At 67.3% G+C, this 17,653-nt stretch carries 19 protein-coding genes and 1 riboswitch; of the genes, 9 read left to right on the plus strand and 10 right to left on the minus strand.

From position 1 onward, the window contains the following. Nucleotides 1–30 precede the first annotated feature (30 nt). Nucleotides 31–975: a succinylglutamate desuccinylase/aspartoacylase family protein gene (locus IB258_RS18170; protein WP_192330459.1), complete on the plus strand. Its 945-nt coding sequence runs from the start codon at nucleotides 31–33 to the stop codon at nucleotides 973–975. A 15-nt stretch (nucleotides 976–990) separates the two neighbouring features. Here the strand turns inward: IB258_RS18170 and IB258_RS18175 are convergent, their stop codons facing one another. From IB258_RS18175 to IB258_RS18185, 3 genes are all read right to left on the minus strand, one after another. Next, nucleotides 991–1,512, minus strand: coding sequence for a lipocalin family protein (locus tag IB258_RS18175; RefSeq protein ID WP_054455046.1), 522 nt, complete (start codon nucleotides 1,510–1,512; stop codon nucleotides 991–993). An 81-nt stretch (nucleotides 1,513–1,593) separates the two neighbouring features. Then, nucleotides 1,594–3,165: a glutamate--cysteine ligase gene (gshA, locus tag IB258_RS18180; RefSeq protein ID WP_054455045.1), complete on the minus strand. Its 1,572-nt coding sequence runs from the start codon at nucleotides 3,163–3,165 to the stop codon at nucleotides 1,594–1,596. 32 nt (nucleotides 3,166–3,197) lie between these two features. Further along, complete coding sequence (locus IB258_RS18185) at nucleotides 3,198–4,091, minus strand: alpha/beta hydrolase (RefSeq protein WP_054455043.1); 894 nt, start codon at nucleotides 4,089–4,091, stop codon at nucleotides 3,198–3,200. A gap of 60 nt (nucleotides 4,092–4,151) precedes the next feature. Here IB258_RS18185 and IB258_RS18190 point away from each other — a divergent pair, with 60 nt between their 5' ends. Next, nucleotides 4,152–4,691, plus strand: a complete 540-nt coding sequence (locus IB258_RS18190) for a hypothetical protein (RefSeq protein ID WP_054455039.1) — start codon at nucleotides 4,152–4,154, stop codon at nucleotides 4,689–4,691. Here the strand turns inward: IB258_RS18190 and IB258_RS18195 are convergent. Next, nucleotides 4,681–4,920 (minus strand): helix-turn-helix transcriptional regulator, encoded by a 240-nt coding sequence (locus IB258_RS18195; protein ID WP_082401106.1) that lies wholly within the window; start codon nucleotides 4,918–4,920, stop codon nucleotides 4,681–4,683. The two genes, IB258_RS18190 and IB258_RS18195, sit on opposite strands and share 11 nt — an antisense overlap. Before the next feature lie 199 nt (nucleotides 4,921–5,119). Here IB258_RS18195 and IB258_RS18200 point away from each other — a divergent pair, with 199 nt between their 5' ends. Then, nucleotides 5,120–6,016, plus strand: coding sequence for an AEC family transporter (locus tag IB258_RS18200; protein WP_054455035.1), 897 nt, complete (start codon nucleotides 5,120–5,122; stop codon nucleotides 6,014–6,016). Nucleotide 6,017: 1 nt separating this feature from the next. Here the strand turns inward: IB258_RS18200 and IB258_RS18205 are convergent, their stop codons facing one another. From IB258_RS18205 to IB258_RS18225, 5 genes are all read right to left on the minus strand, one after another. Then, entirely contained in the window at nucleotides 6,018–7,025 is a 1,008-nt protein-coding gene (locus IB258_RS18205) for an Ldh family oxidoreductase (RefSeq protein WP_054455033.1), read from the minus strand. A 38-nt stretch (nucleotides 7,026–7,063) separates the two neighbouring features. Then, nucleotides 7,064–7,999 (minus strand): hydroxyacid dehydrogenase, encoded by a 936-nt coding sequence (locus tag IB258_RS18210; protein WP_054455031.1) that lies wholly within the window; start codon nucleotides 7,997–7,999, stop codon nucleotides 7,064–7,066. Between the two features lie 20 nt (nucleotides 8,000–8,019). Further along, a complete protein-coding gene (locus IB258_RS18215; protein ID WP_054455029.1) occupies nucleotides 8,020–9,030 on the minus strand; it encodes a tripartite tricarboxylate transporter substrate binding protein in 1,011 nt (336 codons plus the stop codon). A gap of 179 nt (nucleotides 9,031–9,209) precedes the next feature. Then, nucleotides 9,210–10,385: a UxaA family hydrolase gene (locus IB258_RS18220; RefSeq protein ID WP_054455027.1), complete on the minus strand. Its 1,176-nt coding sequence runs from the start codon at nucleotides 10,383–10,385 to the stop codon at nucleotides 9,210–9,212. A gap of 27 nt (nucleotides 10,386–10,412) precedes the next feature. Then, entirely contained in the window at nucleotides 10,413–10,694 is a 282-nt protein-coding gene (locus tag IB258_RS18225) for a UxaA family hydrolase (protein WP_042795507.1), read from the minus strand. Nucleotides 10,695–10,880: 186 nt separating this feature from the next. Between IB258_RS18225 and IB258_RS18230 the strand changes: the two genes are divergently transcribed. The 4 genes from IB258_RS18230 (at nucleotide 10,881) to IB258_RS18245 (ending at nucleotide 15,026) form a co-directional block, all read left to right on the plus strand. Continuing rightward, nucleotides 10,881–11,636, plus strand: a complete 756-nt coding sequence (locus IB258_RS18230) for a GntR family transcriptional regulator (RefSeq protein ID WP_054455025.1) — start codon at nucleotides 10,881–10,883, stop codon at nucleotides 11,634–11,636. An 87-nt stretch (nucleotides 11,637–11,723) separates the two neighbouring features. Beyond that, a riboswitch (SAM riboswitch) is annotated at nucleotides 11,724–11,805 on the plus strand. Continuing rightward, nucleotides 11,795–13,054 (plus strand): homoserine O-acetyltransferase, encoded by a 1,260-nt coding sequence (locus tag IB258_RS18235; RefSeq protein ID WP_181953334.1) that lies wholly within the window; start codon nucleotides 11,795–11,797, stop codon nucleotides 13,052–13,054. (Overlaps the previous riboswitch by 11 nt.) After that, nucleotides 13,051–13,665: a methionine biosynthesis protein MetW gene (metW, locus tag IB258_RS18240; RefSeq protein ID WP_054455023.1), complete on the plus strand. Its 615-nt coding sequence runs from the start codon at nucleotides 13,051–13,053 to the stop codon at nucleotides 13,663–13,665. Before IB258_RS18235 ends, metW begins: the two co-directional genes overlap by 4 nt. A gap of 104 nt (nucleotides 13,666–13,769) precedes the next feature. Then, complete coding sequence (locus IB258_RS18245) at nucleotides 13,770–15,026, plus strand: muropeptide transporter (protein ID WP_119452172.1); 1,257 nt, start codon at nucleotides 13,770–13,772, stop codon at nucleotides 15,024–15,026. Nucleotides 15,027–15,087: 61 nt separating this feature from the next. Here the strand turns inward: IB258_RS18245 and IB258_RS18250 are convergent, their stop codons facing one another. After that, a complete protein-coding gene (locus IB258_RS18250; protein WP_054455020.1) occupies nucleotides 15,088–15,957 on the minus strand; it encodes a universal stress protein in 870 nt (289 codons plus the stop codon). Between the two features lie 222 nt (nucleotides 15,958–16,179). Here IB258_RS18250 and IB258_RS18255 point away from each other — a divergent pair, with 222 nt between their 5' ends. Both IB258_RS18255 and IB258_RS18260 read left to right on the plus strand, forming a co-directional pair. Continuing rightward, nucleotides 16,180–16,818, plus strand: coding sequence for a trimeric intracellular cation channel family protein (locus IB258_RS18255; RefSeq protein ID WP_054455018.1), 639 nt, complete (start codon nucleotides 16,180–16,182; stop codon nucleotides 16,816–16,818). Between the two features lie 109 nt (nucleotides 16,819–16,927). Further along, a complete protein-coding gene (locus IB258_RS18260; protein ID WP_054455016.1) occupies nucleotides 16,928–17,629 on the plus strand; it encodes a GntR family transcriptional regulator in 702 nt (233 codons plus the stop codon). The last annotated feature ends 24 nt before the right edge of the window (nucleotides 17,630–17,653 follow it).

The raw sequence follows: 17,653 nt of genomic DNA on the forward strand, positions 1-17,653 counted from the left end.
AACACCCTAGTACCGCAGCGGACGACATCCATGGAATTCAAGCTTCCCGTACCCGACCTGAGCGCCGAGCGCGCCGGCAATACCGGCACCCCTGGCGTGTGGCATTTCGATTCAGGCCTTCCGGGGCGCGCGTTGATGGTGTCCGCGCTGGTGCACGGCAACGAGCTGTGCGGCGCCTGGGCCTTGAAGGACCTGCTGGCGGCGGGCGTGCGGCCGCGCCGCGGCAGCCTGACGCTGGCATTCTGCAATCTGGATGCGTTCGACCGCTTCGACCACGCCAACCACGACGCCTCGCGCTTCGTCGCCGAAGACATGAATCGCGTCTGGAGTGCCGAACGCCTGGACAATCCCACGACGCCGGACCGCCGGCGCGGCGCCGAGCTGCGTCCCTGGGTGGAGCGCGCGGACTGGCTGCTGGACCTGCATTCCATGCATGAGCCGGGTGCGCCCTTGCTGCTGACCGGCGTCCTGCCGCGCAACATTGCGCTGGCGCGCCGCCTGAAGGCGCCGCAGCACGTGATCGTGGACGCGGGGCATAAGGACGGCGTGCGCATGCGCGACTTCGGCCAGTTCGGCGATCCCGCCCGAGAAGACGCCTGCGCCTTGCTGATCGAATGCGGTTTCCATGGCGAGCTGGCTGCGCGCGACGTGGCGCGCGACATGGTGGCGCGCATGCTGCTGGAGTCGGGCGTGGCGGATGCGGCGGACGTGCCGGCGGGCTGGCTGTTGCCGGATGCCGAAAACCAGCGCGTGCTGGAAGTGACGGACGCGGTGGTCGCGCCATCCATGGACTTGCGCTTCGCGCAGTCCTGGACCGGGTTGGAAACGTTCGAGCACGCCGGATCGACGATAGGCTGGGCCGACGGCCAACCCATCGTGACGCCGTACGATCAGTGCACGCTGGTCATGCCGTCCTTGCGCCAGCTGAAGCCGGGCGTGACGGTGGTGCGGCTGGCGCGGGACTACGCCGGCTAAGCGCTGCGGCGCGTCTTATTTCTGCGGCGTGAACCGCAATTCATCCAGCTGATAGCCTTGGGCCTTGGCCGCATCCAGGGCCTTGTCCAGTTCTTCCTTGGGCAACTGCGGCGAGCGCGACAGGATCCACAGGTATTTCCGGTCCGGGGTGCCGACCACCGACCAGCGGTATTCGGGGTCCAGGCCGATCACCCAGTAATCGCCCTTGAACGGCTTGAAGAACGAAACTTCGAGCTTGGCGTTGTTGCTGCCTTCCACCACGGTGGCGGTGCCCGAGGCCGAATCGATGTCGCCATCCTTGGTGCGGCAGCGGTTGTTCACGCCGACCGTGCCATCGGCATGTGCGGTGTATTCGGCGGTGGTGTCTCCCACGCAGTCGCGCTGGAAGAACATGGGGAAATTTGCGATTTCGTACCACATGCCTGCGTAACGCTTCAGGTCCACCGATTCCACGGTTTGCATGGGCGGCGGCGCGGCATGGACTATCCCCGCCACGCTGGTGGCCAAGGCCAACAGGAATGTTGCGGTGCGGCGCATGGGGGAAACCTCCTGATGTGACAGAGCGGTCCGCGCCGGCCGGAGGGCCGGCGGCGCGGATCAAAACCCTAACGATACGCCTTATTTGCGCGGGGCCTTCAGCGCGGCGTGGTAGCGGGCCACATAGGTATCGAAATCCTCGGTGTCCGATTGCTCCAGGCGCAGCTGTTCCGCCGTGGACTGCGCGGCGGCCTGTTCATAGGCTGCCGCCAGGTCGGCGGGCAAGGCCTGGGCGCGCAGCGCGTCGGCATGCTTGCGGCTGAGGTCCAGCGAATAGTCATGGAACGACAGGCCGCTGTCGGTCAGCGAAGCCAGCAGGCGCGCCGACGGCGTGGAGTCGGGCTGATCGAGCTTGGCGCGCTGGGCCGCCAGGGCCTCGGCATAGGCGCTGCCGCCCATGGCCGAGTCGAACAGCGCGGCGTAGGGCGCGATCTGGTCCAGCAGTTCGTGGCCCCATTGCGCCAGCCCGATGGGCTGGCCTTCGCGATCCAGCATGAGGCCGGGCTTGCGACCTTCCTTGACCACGGTCGAGAAGTTGTCGGCGCTGCGCTGACAGTAGCCGTTGGCGGGGAAGAAGGGGCTGTCGGACGCGGTGCAGAATAGCAGGAAGGCGTCGACGAAGCGGCTGGTGCTGGCGTCGATGCCGACCGGCGAGTTCGGGTCGATATCCAGGCAGCGCACTTCAACGTACTGCACGCCGCGTTCCGCCAGCGCCGTGATCGGGCGTTCGCAGCGGCCGGTGGCGCGCTTGGGGCGGATGCTGGAGTAGTACTCGTTTTCGATCTGCAGCACGTTGGTGTTGAGCTGGATCCATTCGCCGTCGCGGTGCGTGCCGATCTTCTGGTAGTCGGGCCAGGGCTGGCTGACGGCGTCGTACAAGCGGCCCAGGAACGTGTCCAGGTCGTTGTAGCAGAGCTTGAGCTGCGACTGCGCCTTGTTCTGGTAACCCAGGTCGCTCATGCGCAGGCTGGTGGCGTAGGGCAGGTACAGCGTGCTGTCATCCAGCTTTTTCAGCGGATGTTCGCGCCCGCGCAGGAAGTCGCTGGACAAGGCCGGGGCGGCGCCGAACAGGTACATCAGCAGCCAGGAATAGCGCGTGAAATTGCGGATCAGGCCGATGTAGCCGCGCGAACGGCGGTCCTGGGGGCTACCCGGCTGCGTGTCCAGCACGGACCACAGGTCTTCGGCCAGCGAGAAGTTGTAGTGCACGCCGGCGATGCATTGCATGGTCTTGCCGTAGCGCACGGCCAGGCCGCGGCGGTACACGTGCTTGAGCATGCCGGTGTTGGACTTGCCGTACCAGGCGATGGGGATGTCGGCTTCGGGCGGCAGCGTGGCGGGCATGGACTGATTCCAGATCAGTTCATGGTCCAGCACGCTGTAGACGTGGCGATGGGTGTTGGTCAGTTCGGCCAGCAGCGCGTCGACGTCCTTGTGCGTGCCTGTGATGAGTTCAAGCAGGGATTCGGAGTAGTCGGTGGTGACGTGTTCGTTGGTCAGCGCCGATCCCAGGCCGGCGGGGTGCGGCTTGCGGGACAGGACACCCTGTTCGTCCACGCGCAGGCCTTCCTTTTCGATGCCCCGCAGGGTCTGGGTCAGCAGCGATCGGTTGGCCTCCAGGCGGGAGAGGCGGTTGGCGGCAGTATCAGTCACGGGTTCTTCTCGTTTGGGTCTGTCGCCGGATTTTACGGGGTGCCGGCCTCCTGTGCCGAGGGAGTCAATACTGGGGACAGGGACAATGCCTGAGCGGTGCGCGCCAGCCACTCGTCCAGGTCTGCGTAGACCGGATCGGCGATGGGGGCGGTTTCATTGAAAATCTCGTGCCAGGCGGTGTCGTACCAGCGCAGCGTCAGCAGTTCGGCGGGTGCGCGCTGGGCGAACTGGCGGCTGCCTTCGGCAGCGACGATGGAATCGTCGCCCGCCACCATCAGCAGGGTGCGGCAGGCCAGCAGCGGGGCTTCACGCAGGGACTCGCGGCCGCCTTCGTCCACGAAGCGCGCCAGGCGTCCTGTCATTTGGCGCCGCACCAGCGGATCGCTGCGGTAGGCCTTGACCACGGCCGGGTCGTGGGAAATGCGGGCGGGCGCCAGGCCGTGGGGCACGCGCAGGTCGGGCGCATGCAGCGACATCCAGGTCAGGGTGCGCCGCACCCACGGCGGCACGTGCACCACGAACGGCGGCGAACTGAGCACCAGGCCGTCGATCTCGGCCAGGCGGCGCAGAGCGATCCGCACCGCGACCAGCGCGCCCAGGCTGTGGCCCAGCAGGATGGGCGGGCGTCCATGGGCCGCGGTCCAGGCCCGCAGGCGGTCGACCGCATCGACGACCAGATCGTCCTCATGGTTCAGGGTGGCGGGCCGCCCGCCGGAGCGGCCATGGCCGCGGTGGTCATGGGCGCCCACCGTCCAGCCGCGCGCGGTCAGCCAGCGCGCCAGGCGGTCATAGCGCCCGGCATGCTCGCTAAGTCCGTGCAGCAGGTAGATACTGGGGGTGCCCAGGCCGGCGATCGGCGGGGGCACGTTGGGCGCGGCTGGCCACACATAGTTGGCCAGTGGCGTGCCGTCGGGCGCGGGGGTCATCGAAATCGGCGACAATTTCTGGCTTCCTCGAAATGAATAGACAGTCCAGGTCCTCGGGTAATGACGATTTCATCGCTGTTTCGTTTCATGTTCAAGAAAGCCGGCGCAATTGTCGCGCTGGCCCTGCTGATCACGGCCTGCTCGCCCAGTTACAACTGGCGCGAAGTCGACGTGGCCGACGGCCACGCGCGCGCCGCGTTTCCGGACCGGGTTACGACCGACACCCGCGACCTGAAGCTGGATACCCATACCTTGCGTTTTACCCTGGCCAGCGCCACCGTGGGCGAGGCGGTCTTCGCCGTGGGATCGGCGCCGCTGCCGCCCGACATCGCGAAGGATCCGGCCGCCAAGCAGGCGCTGGGCATGGCGCTGATGCATTCGCTCTACGCCAACATGCAATCGCCGCCGCCCAATGAATGGCCTGCCTACGGGCAGGACATCGAGGTCCAGGGCAAGGCCATGGGCAAGCCGGGCTGGCTGCGCGCCAGGGTCTGGGTGACCGACACCATGTTGATCGAGGCCGTGGCAGCCGGCACCGTGGAAAGCCTGCCGGCCGAGCGGGCGCATGAGTTCCTGCGTTCCGTTGTCATCAAGCCGTGACGGGCGCGATCAGGCCCAGTCTCAATGCCGCGACCACTGCGGCGCGGCGGCCGCGCACGCCGAGCTTTTCGCAGGCGTTGCACAGATGGAAATTCACCGTGCTTTCGCTGACGCCCAGGATGCGGGCGGTTTCCCAGCTGGTCTTGCCCATGGCGGCCCAGTGCAGGCAGCTGGCCTGGCGTTCCGACAGGGGTTTGATGGGCCGGGCCGGACCAGACGCGGCGTTCAAGGTGGGATTCGCGGCCGGGTTTGTGGCCACGTGTGTGGCCAGATGCGGGGGCGTGGCGGAATGTGCGGTGGCTGACATGGCGGTTGGGGGCAGAAGCCCGGCGATTGACGAGTTGCTCCATGCTGCCGCCCGGGCGCGTTGCCCGGCAAGCGATGATGCCTTCATGCATCAAACCTCTTATCTCTAACGGAATAAGCGCATGTCTGCCGTCGTGCAGTTCTATTTTTCATCGATCGTGCTGATGCTGCCTTTGCTCTTTTGCGCGGGCATAGGGGTGTATTGGGGCAAGCGGGACCTGCCGTTCGGCGGTTCCTTCATCACCATGCTGGTGACGTCGGTGACCACGCCGGCCCTGGTGTTCCACACTTTCGTCACCACCCACCTGGACGACCGCGCGTTGGCCGACGTGGCGGTGGCGACCCTGCTGGCGCTGCTGCTGTGTGCCCTGGTGTGCGCGTTGTTGCTGAAGGCATGGAAGCTGCCCGTGCGTACGCTGCTGCCCACGGCCTTCCTGCCCAACGCCGGAAACCTCGGGCTGCCGATTTCGCAGATGGCCTTTGGCGACGCGGGCCTGTCGGTGGCGGTCGCGTTCTTCGCGGTCAGTTCCTTTGTCATGCACACCATCGCGGTGCGCCTGTTGCCGGGCGTCAACACCAAGGGCAGCTGGAAGAGTCCGATTTTGCTGGCTTCGCTGGTCGCCGTGGCCCTGCGTCTCATGCACGTGCCGGTGCCCGCATGGCTGATCGAGACCTCGCGCATGCTGGGCGCGGTAACCGTGCCGCTGATGCTGCTGAGCCTGGGTCACGCGCTGGCCTTGATTCCGTCCAACGGCTTGCGCGACGGCGCCAAGGTCGCCGCCATCCGCCTGGCCGTGGGCCTGGGCGCGGGGCTGGCGGTGGTGTGGGCGCTGGATCTGGAACCGGTGCTGGCCGGGGCGCTGAGCCTGCAGATGGCCATGCCCTGCGCCGTGGTGAGCTACATGTACGTCAAGCGCTACACGACGCAGGGCGATACCGCGGCTGGCGCGGTGCTGGTGTCGACCGTGGCGTTCCTGTTGCTGGCCCCGGTGATACTTTGGTTCAGCCGCGGGGTTTGACCTACCCCGCGCCCGACATCGCGCGCAATTGCGCCATCAACGCATCGGGAATCTCCACGCCATGCTTGAGCGCTTCGTCGCGCAGCTTGCGGCGGCGATCACCCGGCAGGCGCACGCCTTCATCTTCCAGCATGGCGTCGACCAGGACCTCGACGCGATCCAGATAGGCGTTGTTGCCCGCCAGGGCGCCGGGGTCGATCGCCATGAAGGCCTGGCCCAGCCGCGCCGGGCCGCCTTCGTCGACAAAGAAGGACTCGGTCTCGAAACCGAAGTGCGAGCCGGTCAGCGCGCAAGCCAGCAGTTCGATGATCAGCGCCAGCATCGCGCCCTTGACGCCGCCCGCGGGCAGCATGCTGCCCGCCAGGCCGGCCTTGGGATCGGTGGTCGGCTGGCCGTCGGCGTCCAGCGCCCAGCCCAGGGGGATGGGCTGGTTGTCGCGGGCCGCGATCATGAGCTTGCCGCGCGCGACCTGAGACAGCGACAGATCGATCACCAGGCGCGCGCCGCCGCGTCGCGGAAAGACCGCGGCGATGGGGTTGGTGCCGAATAACGGACGCTTGCCGCCCCAGGCGGGCATGGCGGCGGGCGAGTTGCTCAGCGCCAGTCCTACCAGCCCGAGGTCGGCCAGGGCTTCCAGGTGGTAGCCGGCTTCGCCGAAGTGGTGGCTGTTGGCCACGCCGATGAAGGCTACGCCATGCTCGCGGGCGCGCAGGCCGGCCTGTTCGATCGCCATGGCGCAGGCGGGAAAGGCCAGGCCGGACCCGGCATCGATCAGCGCGGCGCCGCCGCGCTCATGCACGATGCGCGGCACCGCCGTACCGATGGCGCGGCCGGCGCGCAGGTGTCCGGCATAGAAAGGCACGCGCGACAGGCCGTGGGAGCTGAGTCCCTGGCTTTCGGCGAAGACCAGCGCACGCGCCGTGCTGTCGGCCATGGCCGGGTTGGCGCCAGCGGCGGCCAGGCCGGCCGCGGCCAGGAGTTGCAGTTCGTCCAGATAGATGTGAGCCATATCCTTCTCTTCAAGGGCGCGCGCCGGGCCGTGTGGCTTCATCGGTCGCCGCCGGTAAGCGCCATTGTCACCCCGGCGGCCACCATGTCGGAAACCCGGGTGTTGGCTTCCTGCGTCAGCCCGGCGATATGCGGCGTCAGGATCAGGTTGGGCGCGCCCGCCAGCGGGCTGCCGGCGGGCAGGGGTTCCTGTTCGAACACGTCCAGCGCCGCGCCGCGCAGATGGCCCGTGCGCAGGGCATCCGCCAGCGCGGCCTCGTCCACGATGCCGCCGCGCGAGGTGTTGATCAACACGGCGCCGGGCCGCATGCGCGCGATGCGGCCGGCGTCCATCAACCGCCGCGTGCCGGGCGTGAGCGGCAGGTGCAGGGTGATGGCATCGGCCTGGGCCAGCAGCTCGTCCAGCGGCAGGGCGGTGACGCCGGTCTCCCGCCACGCGGGATGGTCTGGCGGCAGCGCGGCGTCGCAGCCGGCCACGCGCATGCCCAGTCCTTGCGCCAGGCTTGCGGTCAGCCGGCCTATGCCGCCGAAGCCCACGATGCCCAGCATGCGGTTGTGCGCCTCCAACCCCTGCGAGAGCGCGTTGCGCGGCCATGCGCCCGCCGCGACCTCGGCCGTCGACCCGTAGGCGCCGCGCAGCAGCATCAGCATGGCGCCCACGACGTACTCGGCGACAGCGCGCGCGTTGGCGCCGGTGGCCGGTATCACCGCGATGTTGCGCGCGGCGCAACCGTCCAGGTCGATGTTGTCCAGCCCTACGCCCAGGCGGCCCACGGCCCGCAGCCGCGGGGCCGCCTGCAGCAGGGCGGCGTCGACCTTGCTGCGGTTGCGCACGATGAGGGCGTCGGCGTCGGCCGCCGCGGCCAGCAAGGCATCGCGCTGCTCCACCAGTTCGGGCTCGTACCGCACCTTGAACCGCTGGCGCAGCGCGTCGACCGCGGGCGCGTCCATGAACTCGGAAATGAGGATATGCATCGGTTGGGACTCCACGGTGCTCAGGCGATCTGGATGTTGGCGTCGCGGATGATCTTGGCCCAGCGGTCGACCTCGGACTTCAGGTAGGCGCCGAACTCCGCGGGGCCGCGCGGCTGCGGCACGAAGCCCAGCTGCAGCAGCGCCTGCTTCATGGCGGGCTGCGAGACCTGGCGCACGATGGCGTCGCCGATGCGCTGCACCAGCTCCGGCGGCGTGCCCGCGGGTGCCAGCACGCCGGTGAAGTTCTCGACGATCAGGTCCGGCAGGCCGGCTTCCTTCACGGTGGGCACGTCGGGCAGGTCCGCGCTGCGTTCGCGGGTGGTGATGGCCAGCGCCCGCAACGAGCCGTTCTTCACGTGCGAGAGCGATTCCGGATAGTTGGAGAACACCACGTCCAGGTGGCCGCCTATCAGGTCGGTGAGGGACGGCGCGCCGCCCTTGTAGGGAATGTGCATCATCGGTACGCCGGTGAGCTTCTGGTACAGCGCCAGGGTGAGGTGCGGCGGCGTGCCGTTGCCGCTGGAGCCGGCCGACAGCGATTTCGAGCGGGCGGCCTTGGCCAGATCGGCCATGCTCTTGATGTCGCTCTTGGCGTTGACCACCACCATGATGGGCGAGGAAGCCAGGCCGGCCAGCGGCGTGAGGTCGCGCGTCAGGTCGTAGCCCGCCTTGCCGGCAAAGAGCGTCGCGTTGGCGGCGTGCGACAGCGTGATCGCCAGCCAGGTGTAGCCGTCCGGAGCGGCATGGGAAACGTGGGCGGCGCCGATGTTGGCGCTGCCGCCGGGCTTGTTTTCCACTACCACGTTCCAGCGCTCGGCGTCGCTTAGCGCTTTGCCGACCTGGCGCGCGGCCACGTCGGTCAGGCCGCCGGGCGGAAAGGGCACCACGTAATTGATCGGACGTTCGGGCCAGGCTTTCTGCGCCAGCGCGCGCTGCCAGGGCGCCAGGGCACAGAGGCCGGCGGCGCCCAGGGCGGCAAGCAGGCGCCGGCGTTGCGCGGCGTCGGGATGGTGATCGTGTTCGCTGTTCATCTGTCTTCCTCCTTGGGGGACGCCCGGGTAGGAATGCAACCGCCTGTGCTGCCGTGGCGGATGTCGCCCGGGTCTGCTGGTGTGGTTCTGAGACGATGCTGCGGGGAAATGCTGGCGGCAGGACGGCGCGTCCGCAATCCTGCTTGCGGACGCGCCGTTGCCAGGGACGACAGGCGCGATTAAGCGCTTTCGAAGATGCGGGTCAGGACGAATTCGCGGTGGCCCAGCGCTTCGGCCGCGGTCCAGCGGCCGTTGGCGGTGGCCAGCATGCATTCCAGCAGCTTGTCGCCGGCCTGGTTCAGGTCGATTTCACGCTGCAGCAGGCCGCTGGTGTCCACGTCGATGTGTTCGGACATGGTGCGCACCGTGCGCGGATTGGCGCAGATCTTGATGACCGGCAGTATCGGGTTGCCGATGACGTTGCCCTGGCCGGTGGGGAAGAAGTGCACGGCGTAGCCCGAGGCCGCGCACAAGGTCACCATTTCGGCCGCGGCGGAGGACGAGTCCATGAACCACAGGCCCGGGCCGTCCGGGATCTCGGCCTTGTCGATCACGCCGTCCACGCGGCATTGCTTGCCGATCTTCTGGATGTTGCCCAGCGCCTTTTCCTCGATGGTGGTCAGTCCGCCCGCGATGTTGCCCTTGGTGGGCTGGGATTCGGACAGGTCGCTGGTCTTCCAGCGGTCGATCATGGCCTGGTAGCGGTTGAACATGAACATGAAGCGCTCGCGCACCGCGTCGTTGGCGCAGCGCTCGGCCACGATGTGTTCGCCGCCGGTGAGTTCCGAGGTTTCACCGAAGACCAGCGTGGAGCCCAGCGCGTACAGCTTGTCGAAAGCGTTGCCCACGGTGGGGTTGGCGCCACAGCCGGAGGTGGTGTCGGATTCGCCGCATTTGGTCGACACCCACAGGTCGGCGATGGGGCATTCGCTGCGCGTCAGGGCCGTGGCGTAGTGCACGAATTCCTTGGCGCAGCGCGAGGCGCGCATGATGGTGTCGTGGTCGCCGTGCAGTTCGATGCTGAAGCCCATGACCGGCTTGCCGGTGGCGGCGATGCCGTCCACCACGCGCTTGGTCCAGCCTTCCTCGATACCGATTACCACCACTGCGGCGACGTTGGGATTGCAGCCGGTGCCGATCAGGGTGCGGAAGTGCAGCTCCAGGTCCTCGCCGAATTGCAGTCGGCCATAGGGATGAGGCAGGGCCATCGTGCCCTTGATGTTGTTGGCCACGGCTTCGGCTGCGGCATTCGAAATATCGTCCACGGGCAGGACGATGACGTGGTTGCGGACGCCGACGCGGCCGTTGTCGCGGCGGTAGCCCTGGAAGGTGGTCGAGGCGGTGATGATGGACATGGCGGATTCCTGTGCGGGGTGGGGGGCTTACCAGCGCTTGGTCTTGATGTTGTGCACATGGGCGTGCTGGCCGGCCTTGATGGGCTCCACCACGCGGCCGATGTCGACGCCGTACTTGAAGACGGTGTCGCCCACGGCCATGTCCTTCATCGCCACCTTGTGTCCGATGGGGATGTCCTGCGATGCGCGCACGTGGATGATCTTGTCTTCATCCATGATCCAGGCGTTCAGTTCCGTTCCGGCGGTGACTCCTTCCACGACGGCGACCGCCACCGTGTCCTTGGCATCGTGCAATACGGCGTGAATCATTTGTCTTCCTCTCTTGGGCTTGGGGGCGCCCGGCTGGTGCGGCGGCAGGGCGCGGATCGCTACGGCCAGGAAATCTTAGGACCGTGCTTCATGTGTGTCAACTAAATCATATATATGAATTGTATGACTTGAGCAGGTTCCGTCCCCGCCGCTACACTGTGGGCTCCTGATTTTTGCGATGCACCCATGAACACCAGCCTGTCCTCGACCGTGCCTTTGGGCAGTCCTCTGTACGCGCAGGTCAAGCAGGCCGTGCTGGCCGCGCTGGCGCAGGGCGAATGGAAGCAGGGCGAGGCGATCCCGCCCGAGAAGCTGCTGGCGGAACGCTTCGGTGTCTCCATCGGCACCTTGCGCAAGGCCATCGACGAACTGGCTGCGGAGAACATCCTGGTGCGGCATCAGGGCCGCGGCACCTTTGTGGCCGTGCACACGCGCAACCACCATTTCTTCAAGTTCTTCCGCATCGTGCGGCAGGACGGCGACAAGTCCTATCCCGCGACCGAGCTGCTGCGATTTCGCCGCGTGCGGGCCTCGGCCATCGCGCGCGAGAAGCTGAACCTGCCCGCTGGCGCCATGGTGTTCGAGTTCCTCAACCTGTTGTCGCTCAACGGCGACGTGGTGATGATGGATGAGATCTGCCTGCCGGAAGCATGCTTTCCGGGCATGACCGAAGCGCACCTGCGCGACCGCGCCAGCACGCTGTATGCGCTGTACCAGGACGTATTCGGCGTCAATGTGATCGCCACCGACGAGCGGCTGCGCACCTGCGTGGCCGAACGCACGCAGGCGCGGGCGCTGGGCGTGGCCGAAGGCAGCCCCTTGCTGGAGATCCGCCGCGTGGCGTTTTCCTACAAGCGGCAGGCGGTGGAATGGCGCATCTCGCGCGTCAACACCGAACGCTACGAGTACCTGGGCCAGGAGCCCTGGGAGGCTGGCGCCTGAATGGCCGCCGCGCGCGCCAGGCGGGCCGGATGGGCCGCCCGCCGTTGCGGCGCGCGTCAGCAGTGCTAGAATTCCTGCCGCAGTACAAAATTTTTCGGCGCCGATTTGCCTGATCCGCTTGCGGGCGCCTTCCAATAAATCCAGCTAAAGAGGTCCGTATGACCACTCCTGCCCAAAATTTGGCCGGTGATTCGGCCAGCGGGTTCGTACCCGCAACCGTCACGACTTCCGCTTCCGCTGATCCCGGTTCGGTCGGTCTCGTTGCCCCCACCTTCATCCGTTTCGATGAGCCCCTGTCCCTGCAGAGCGGCCAGTCGCTGGCTGCCTACGAACTGGCGGTCGAAACCTACGGCACGCTCAATGCCCAGCGCAGCAACGCGGTGCTGATCTGCCACGCGCTGAACGCTTCGCACCACGTGGCGGGGCAGGCGGCCGACAATCCCAGCGACGTGGGGTGGTGGGACAACATGGTGGGGCCCGGCAAAGCGGTGGACACCAACGTCTTCTTCGTCATCGGCGTCAACAACCTGGGCTCCTGCTTCGGCTCGACCGGCCCGGCCAGTATCAATCCGGAAACCGGCAAGCCCTGGGGCGCCGCTTTTCCGGTGCTGACCGTCGAGGACTGGGTAAGGGCGCAGGCCAGGGTCGCGGACCACTTCGGCATCGAACGTTTCGCCGCCGTGATGGGCGGATCGCTGGGCGGCATGCAGGCGCTCAGCTGGGCCATTACGTTGCCCGACCGCGTGGCCAATTGCGTGGTCATCGCCAGCACGCCGCGCCTGTCGGCGCAGAACATCGGCTTTAACGAGGTGGCGCGCCGCGCCATCATCACCGATCCGGATTTCCACGGCGGCGACTACTACGCGCAGGACACCGTGCCGCGCCGCGGCCTGTCGGTGGCGCGCATGCTTGGCCACATCACCTACCTGTCCGACGACGACATGGCCGAGAAGTTCGGCCGCGCCCAGCGCGCGCCGGCCGAGAACGGCGCGTACCACTACGGCTACGACGTCGAGTTCGAGGTGGAGTCGTACCTGCGCTATCAGGGCGAGAAATTCACCCGTTATTTCGACGCCAACACCTATCTGCTGATTACGCGCGCGCTGGACTACTTCGACCCGGCGCGCACCACCGGCGGCGATTTGGCCCGCGCGCTGGCTCCGGCCAAGGCCGATTTCCTGCTGGTGTCGTTCTCGACCGACTGGCGCTTCCCGCCGGAGCGTTCGCGCGAAATCGTGCGGGCGCTGCTGAAGAACGCCAGCCCCGTGACCTACGCCGAGATCGACGCGCCGCACGGCCACGACGCCTTCCTGCTGGAAGACGCGCGCTACCATGCCGTGGTTCGCGGCTATTACGAACGCATCGCGCGCGAGCTCGGGCTCGGCGTTGCCGCCCAGACCGAAGGACGTTCCGCATGACTCCCGTGACTCCCCGACCCGCGCACAGCGTCTTGCGGCCCGACCTGGCGCGCATCGCCAGCTGGATCGAGCCCGGCAGCCGCGTCCTGGACCTGGGCTGCGGCGACGGCGCGCTGCTGGCGCATCTGCGCGACCACCGGCAGGTGCGGGGCGCGGGCGTGGAACTGGACGACAACTGCGTCATCGCCTGCGTGCGGCGCGGCGTTGAAGTGATCCAGCAGAACCTGGAAGACGGGCTGGCGCTGTTCGACGACAAGCAGTTCGATACCGTGGTGCTGTCGCAGACCCTGCAATCGATGCACCGCACCGAGCACATCCTGCGCGAAATGGCGCGGGTGGCGCGCTACGGCGTGGTGTCGTTTCCCAACTTCGGTTACTGGCCGCACGGCTGGGCCATCCTGCGCGGCCGCATGCCGGTGACGGGCCAGATGCCCTACCAGTGGTACAACACGCCGAACATTCACTTGTGCACGCTGCGCGACTTCGAGCAGCTGGCCGGCGAATTGCGCCTGTCCATCCTGGAACGCGCCACCTTCAACGAAGGACGCGAGGTCAAGCTGCTGCCCAGCTGGCGCAGCACCCTGGCGGTGTACCGCTTCGCGTCGCCCTGACATTCCGACACGCCTGCTGCCTGCGGCGCGGGCGCATAGGCCCTAAAATGCCGCAAGCCTGCGGCCGCCAGCGGTGCGCTGGCGCGTTGTTTTAGGAGACCGTCATTACCGCTGCATCCAACGTCTATACCAGCCCCCGCGTGGCCCCCTTGCTGGTCCTGGGATTCGCCAGCGGATTGCCTCTGGCCCTGACCAGCGGCACCTTGCAGGCCTGGGCCACGGTGGAAAACGTGCCGCTGCAGCAGATCGGTTTCCTGACCCTGGTGGGCAGCGCCTATACCCTCAAGTTCCTGTGGGCTCCCTTGGTGGACCGCTATGCGCCGCCCTTGCTGGGGCGGCGGCGCGGCTGGATGTTGCTGACGCAGTTGCTGCTGGCCGTGGCCATCATGGCGATGGGCGCCTTGTCGCCTTCGTCCGCCTTGCAGACGCTGGCTCTGCTGGCCGTGCTGGTAGCGTTTCTGTCGGCCACGCAGGACATTGCTTTCGACGCCTATTGCACGGACGTGCTGCGCAAGGATGAGCGCGGCGCCGGCGCGGCCATCAAGGTCATGGGCTACCGGCTGGCGATGATCGTGTCGGGCGGGCTGGCGCTGATCCTGGCGGACCAGTGGATAGGCTGGGGCAACACCTATGTGCTGATGGGCGGGCTGATGCTGTTGTGCGCGTTGGCGACCTTCTGGGCGCCCGAACCCGAGCACGTCGCCCGACCGCCGCGTACGCTGCGCGAGGCCGTGGGCGAGCCTTTGCGGGAATTCTTCACGCGGCGCGGCGCGCTGGCGGTGTTGCTGCTGATCGTGCTGTACAAGCTGGGCGACGCGTTCGCGGGGGCTTTGTCCACCACCTTCCTGATCCGCGGCGCGGGCTTCACGCCGACGGAAGTGGGTACGGTGAACAAGGTGCTGGGGCTGGCCGCCACCATCATCGGCGCACTGGCGGGCGGGTCGCTCATGTCGCGCTGGGGCCTGTACCGGTCGCTGATGGCGTTCGGGCTGCTGCAGGCGGTGTCGAATCTGGCGTACTGGCTGATCGCCGTCAGTCCCAAGAACCTCTGGCTGATGGCCGCGGGCGTGGGAATCGAGAACCTGTGCGGCGGCCTGGGCACGGCGTCCTTCGTTGGCCTGCTAATGGCGTTGTGCCGCCAGCAGTTTTCGGCGACCCAGTTCGCGCTGCTGTCGGCGCTGTCGGCGGTGGGCCGGACCTACCTGGCCGGCCCTCTCACGCCGCCGCTGGTGGAAGCCATGGGCTGGCCGGGTTTCTTCCTGCTGACCGTGGCCATCGCGTTGCCGGGCCTGGTGCTGCTGCATCTGCTGCGCGGCACGATAGAAACCATGGAGAAGCAGGGCGATCAGGCCCCGGCTTGAAGCCGGCGGGTCCAAAAAAAAACGGCGCCGAGGCGCCGTTTTTTCATGGCCGGACCGGGGTTTATTCCTCGCCGAGCAACCTGACGATCAGCACGTCGCTGGGCAGCGACTCCAGCAGCCGTTCGGCCACGCTGCCGATGGCGGTGCGCAGGATGCCGGTGCGGCCATGGGTGCCCGTCACGACCAGATCGGAACGGTGGTTGAAGGAGTATTCCGACAGCACGGTTTCCGGCTGGCCGCATTCCAGCACCACCTTGGGTGCGGCGACCTGGGCGAGTTCGGGCGTTTCGGCGATGAAGTCCTGGGCGCTCTGCTCGGCCGCCTTGTAGAAGCTGCGCGTGATGGCGTCATCCGGCGTGTTCTTGCCCTGGAAGGGGACGTCGTAGGAGTGGAACAAGGTCAGGTCCGCGTTCGGCACCAGGTGCAGCGCGGCGCGCAGCGCCTGGCGCGAGCCGGCGGAGAAGTCCGTGGCGACCAGCACGTCGCGGTAGGGCCGGCGCGGACGGGTCTTGACCACCAGTACGGGCTGGCGTGCCTGGCGGGCCAGCTTTTCGACCGTGGTGCCCAGCAGCAGGCGGCCCAGGGTTTCATCGCGCGCGGTGCCGGTGACGATCAGCGAGCAGCCGTAGCTGTCGGCGGTTTCCATGATGCGGACCAGCGGATCGCCGCTGACCACCACCACTTCGGTCGCCACGTCGGCGGCGGCCAGGTCCTCGGCCAGCTCGCGCTCGGCCAGCGCCTTGTGGTCCGTCGACAGGCGCCGCCACACGGGCGTGGTCAGGCGAGCCGGCGTGGCATGGGATTCCATGACATGCAGGACGATGAGCTTGGTGTTGAGTTCCTTGGCCAGCTGCAGCGCGCGGTCCAGGGCGCGGTCGCCGCGCGCGCTCAGGTCGGTCGCCAACAGGATGGGGCCAGTTTGCTGTGTCATACGTTCTCTCCCGGTTGTGGTTGGACCGCCGACTCCCGCGTGCGTCGCTCCAGCCGTTCCGCCCTCGCGGGCCTTATCCCCATTCTCGCGCGGCTGCGCGGAAGGGGACTTGATAGATATCAACGCAAAGTCGAGGGTAAGGGATGGCGGGCGCGCAGGCAATGGCCGTCCGCTACCCCGCCGCCTTAATACAATGGGGCCAGTTCAACTCCCTGCCTGCCCATGTTTCCGGATCTGTCTCCCGCCTTGCTGCACACGCTGTATCTTGTCGCCATCGTGGCGGAAGCGATGACCGCGGCGCTTTCGGCCGGCAGGCGCGACATGGACTGGATGGGCGTCTGCATCATTGCCTGCGTGACGGCCCTGGGCGGCGGTTCCCTGCGCGACGTGCTGCTGGGGCATTACCCGCTGACCTGGGTGGTCCATCCCGAGTATCTCTGGATGACAGCGGGCGCGGCGATCTTTACGGCCCTGATCGCGCCCGTCATGCGGCGCCTGCGCAGCCTGTTCCTGCTGGCCGATGCGCTGGGCCTGGTGGCGTTCACGGTCATCGGCTGCCAGGTGGCGCAGCTGATGCAGCTGCCGATCACCGTGGTGCTGATCAGCGGCATGATCACCGGCTGCGCCGGCGGGGTGCTGCGCGATGTGCTGTGCAACGAGGTGCCGCTGCTGTTCCGCAAGGAGCTCTATGCCAGCGTGTCCTTCGTGACCGGCGGGCTGTACCTGGGCTCGCAGGCCTTGGGCCTGTCCGCCAACGCCGCGGTGCCGATCGCGCTGGCCGCGGGCCTGGCGGTGCGCCTGCTGGCCCTGCGCTTCAATTGGCAGATGCCGAAGTTCGTGTATCGGGACGACTGGGACTGAAGCAGGGCGGCAGGGCGCTCTGCAACAATTTTCTTATTTATGTTTCAAGAGATTTCTAGTATCTTCACGAAGTCTCATACCATGCATTGCGCAGTACAAGGGGAGCCGATTGGACGTCAAAGCGCCCGCCACGATTCCGTATTTCCTGCAGGAACAGATTCGTGAATTGATCGTGGACGGCACCATCCGTCCCGGCCAGCCGCTGCGCGAACAGGAGCTGGAGCAGCGTTTCGGCACCAGCCGCAGCCCGATCCGCGAAGCGCTGCGCCTGCTGGAGCTGAGCGGCCTGGTCACCCATATCCAGCGCAAGGGTTTCAGGGTCACCCTGTACACCGAGGCGCAAATCCGTCATCTGTACCAACTGCGCGCCGAACTCGAGGCCTATTGCATCCGCCAGGCGGCGGAAGCGGCCGACCAGGCGCCGCTGCTGGCCGAGCTGCGCCTTCATGACGCCGCCATCGGGGCGGCATTGGCGTCGGGCGATGGGCGCGCCGCCATTGCCTCGGCCTGCGCGTTCTATCTGGCTGCGGCCCGCAGCACGGGCAATACCCCGCTTGCGGGCATGCTCAGCAAGCTTTACGAGCAGATCGAACCGTTGCGCTACCTGTTGGCCAGGCAGGCGCTGCCGTTCACCGGCATCCAGGCCTGCACCAGCGGCGTCATCGAAGCATTGGCCGGCCGCGACGTCGAGCGTGCTGCCAATCTGACGCGCAGCTATCTGGCGGACGTGCTGCCCAGCGTGGCGCAGGCGTATCGCCAGGCCGCGCTGCAGGACGCGGAAGAACCGCAGCCGCGCTACGCACGCGCCTGAGCCGGCCGCGCCTCGCCGGCCGCG

This window comes from Achromobacter sp. ACM02, from assembly GCF_014851605.1.
Classification (GTDB): Bacteria; Pseudomonadota; Gammaproteobacteria; order Burkholderiales; family Burkholderiaceae_B; genus Achromobacter; species Achromobacter aegrifaciens.

What these genes read in the sequence shown, in the direction of transcription:
- IB258_RS18170 (WP_192330459.1), top strand. Translation starts at nt 31, where the DNA reads ATGGAATTCAAGCTTCCCGTACCCGACCTGAGCGCCGAGCGCGCCGGC.
- IB258_RS18175 (WP_054455046.1), bottom strand. Translation starts at nt 1,512, where the DNA reads ATGCGCCGCACCGCAACATTCCTGTTGGCCTTGGCCACCAGCGTGGCG.
- IB258_RS18185 (WP_054455043.1), bottom strand. Translation starts at nt 4,091, where the DNA reads ATGACCCCCGCGCCCGACGGCACGCCACTGGCCAACTATGTGTGGCCA.
- IB258_RS18190 (WP_054455039.1), top strand. Translation starts at nt 4,152, where the DNA reads ATGACGATTTCATCGCTGTTTCGTTTCATGTTCAAGAAAGCCGGCGCA.
- IB258_RS18200 (WP_054455035.1), top strand. Translation starts at nt 5,120, where the DNA reads ATGTCTGCCGTCGTGCAGTTCTATTTTTCATCGATCGTGCTGATGCTG.
- IB258_RS18205 (WP_054455033.1), bottom strand. Translation starts at nt 7,025, where the DNA reads ATGGCTCACATCTATCTGGACGAACTGCAACTCCTGGCCGCGGCCGGC.
- IB258_RS18210 (WP_054455031.1), bottom strand. Translation starts at nt 7,999, where the DNA reads ATGCATATCCTCATTTCCGAGTTCATGGACGCGCCCGCGGTCGACGCG.
- IB258_RS18215 (WP_054455029.1), bottom strand. Translation starts at nt 9,030, where the DNA reads ATGAACAGCGAACACGATCACCATCCCGACGCCGCGCAACGCCGGCGC.
- IB258_RS18220 (WP_054455027.1), bottom strand. Translation starts at nt 10,385, where the DNA reads ATGTCCATCATCACCGCCTCGACCACCTTCCAGGGCTACCGCCGCGAC.
- IB258_RS18225 (WP_042795507.1), bottom strand. Translation starts at nt 10,694, where the DNA reads ATGATTCACGCCGTATTGCACGATGCCAAGGACACGGTGGCGGTCGCC.
- IB258_RS18230 (WP_054455025.1), top strand. Translation starts at nt 10,881, where the DNA reads ATGAACACCAGCCTGTCCTCGACCGTGCCTTTGGGCAGTCCTCTGTAC.
- IB258_RS18235 (WP_181953334.1), top strand. Translation starts at nt 11,795, where the DNA reads ATGACCACTCCTGCCCAAAATTTGGCCGGTGATTCGGCCAGCGGGTTC.
- metW (WP_054455023.1), top strand. Translation starts at nt 13,051, where the DNA reads ATGACTCCCGTGACTCCCCGACCCGCGCACAGCGTCTTGCGGCCCGAC.
- IB258_RS18250 (WP_054455020.1), bottom strand. Translation starts at nt 15,957, where the DNA reads ATGACACAGCAAACTGGCCCCATCCTGTTGGCGACCGACCTGAGCGCG.
- IB258_RS18255 (WP_054455018.1), top strand. Translation starts at nt 16,180, where the DNA reads ATGTTTCCGGATCTGTCTCCCGCCTTGCTGCACACGCTGTATCTTGTC.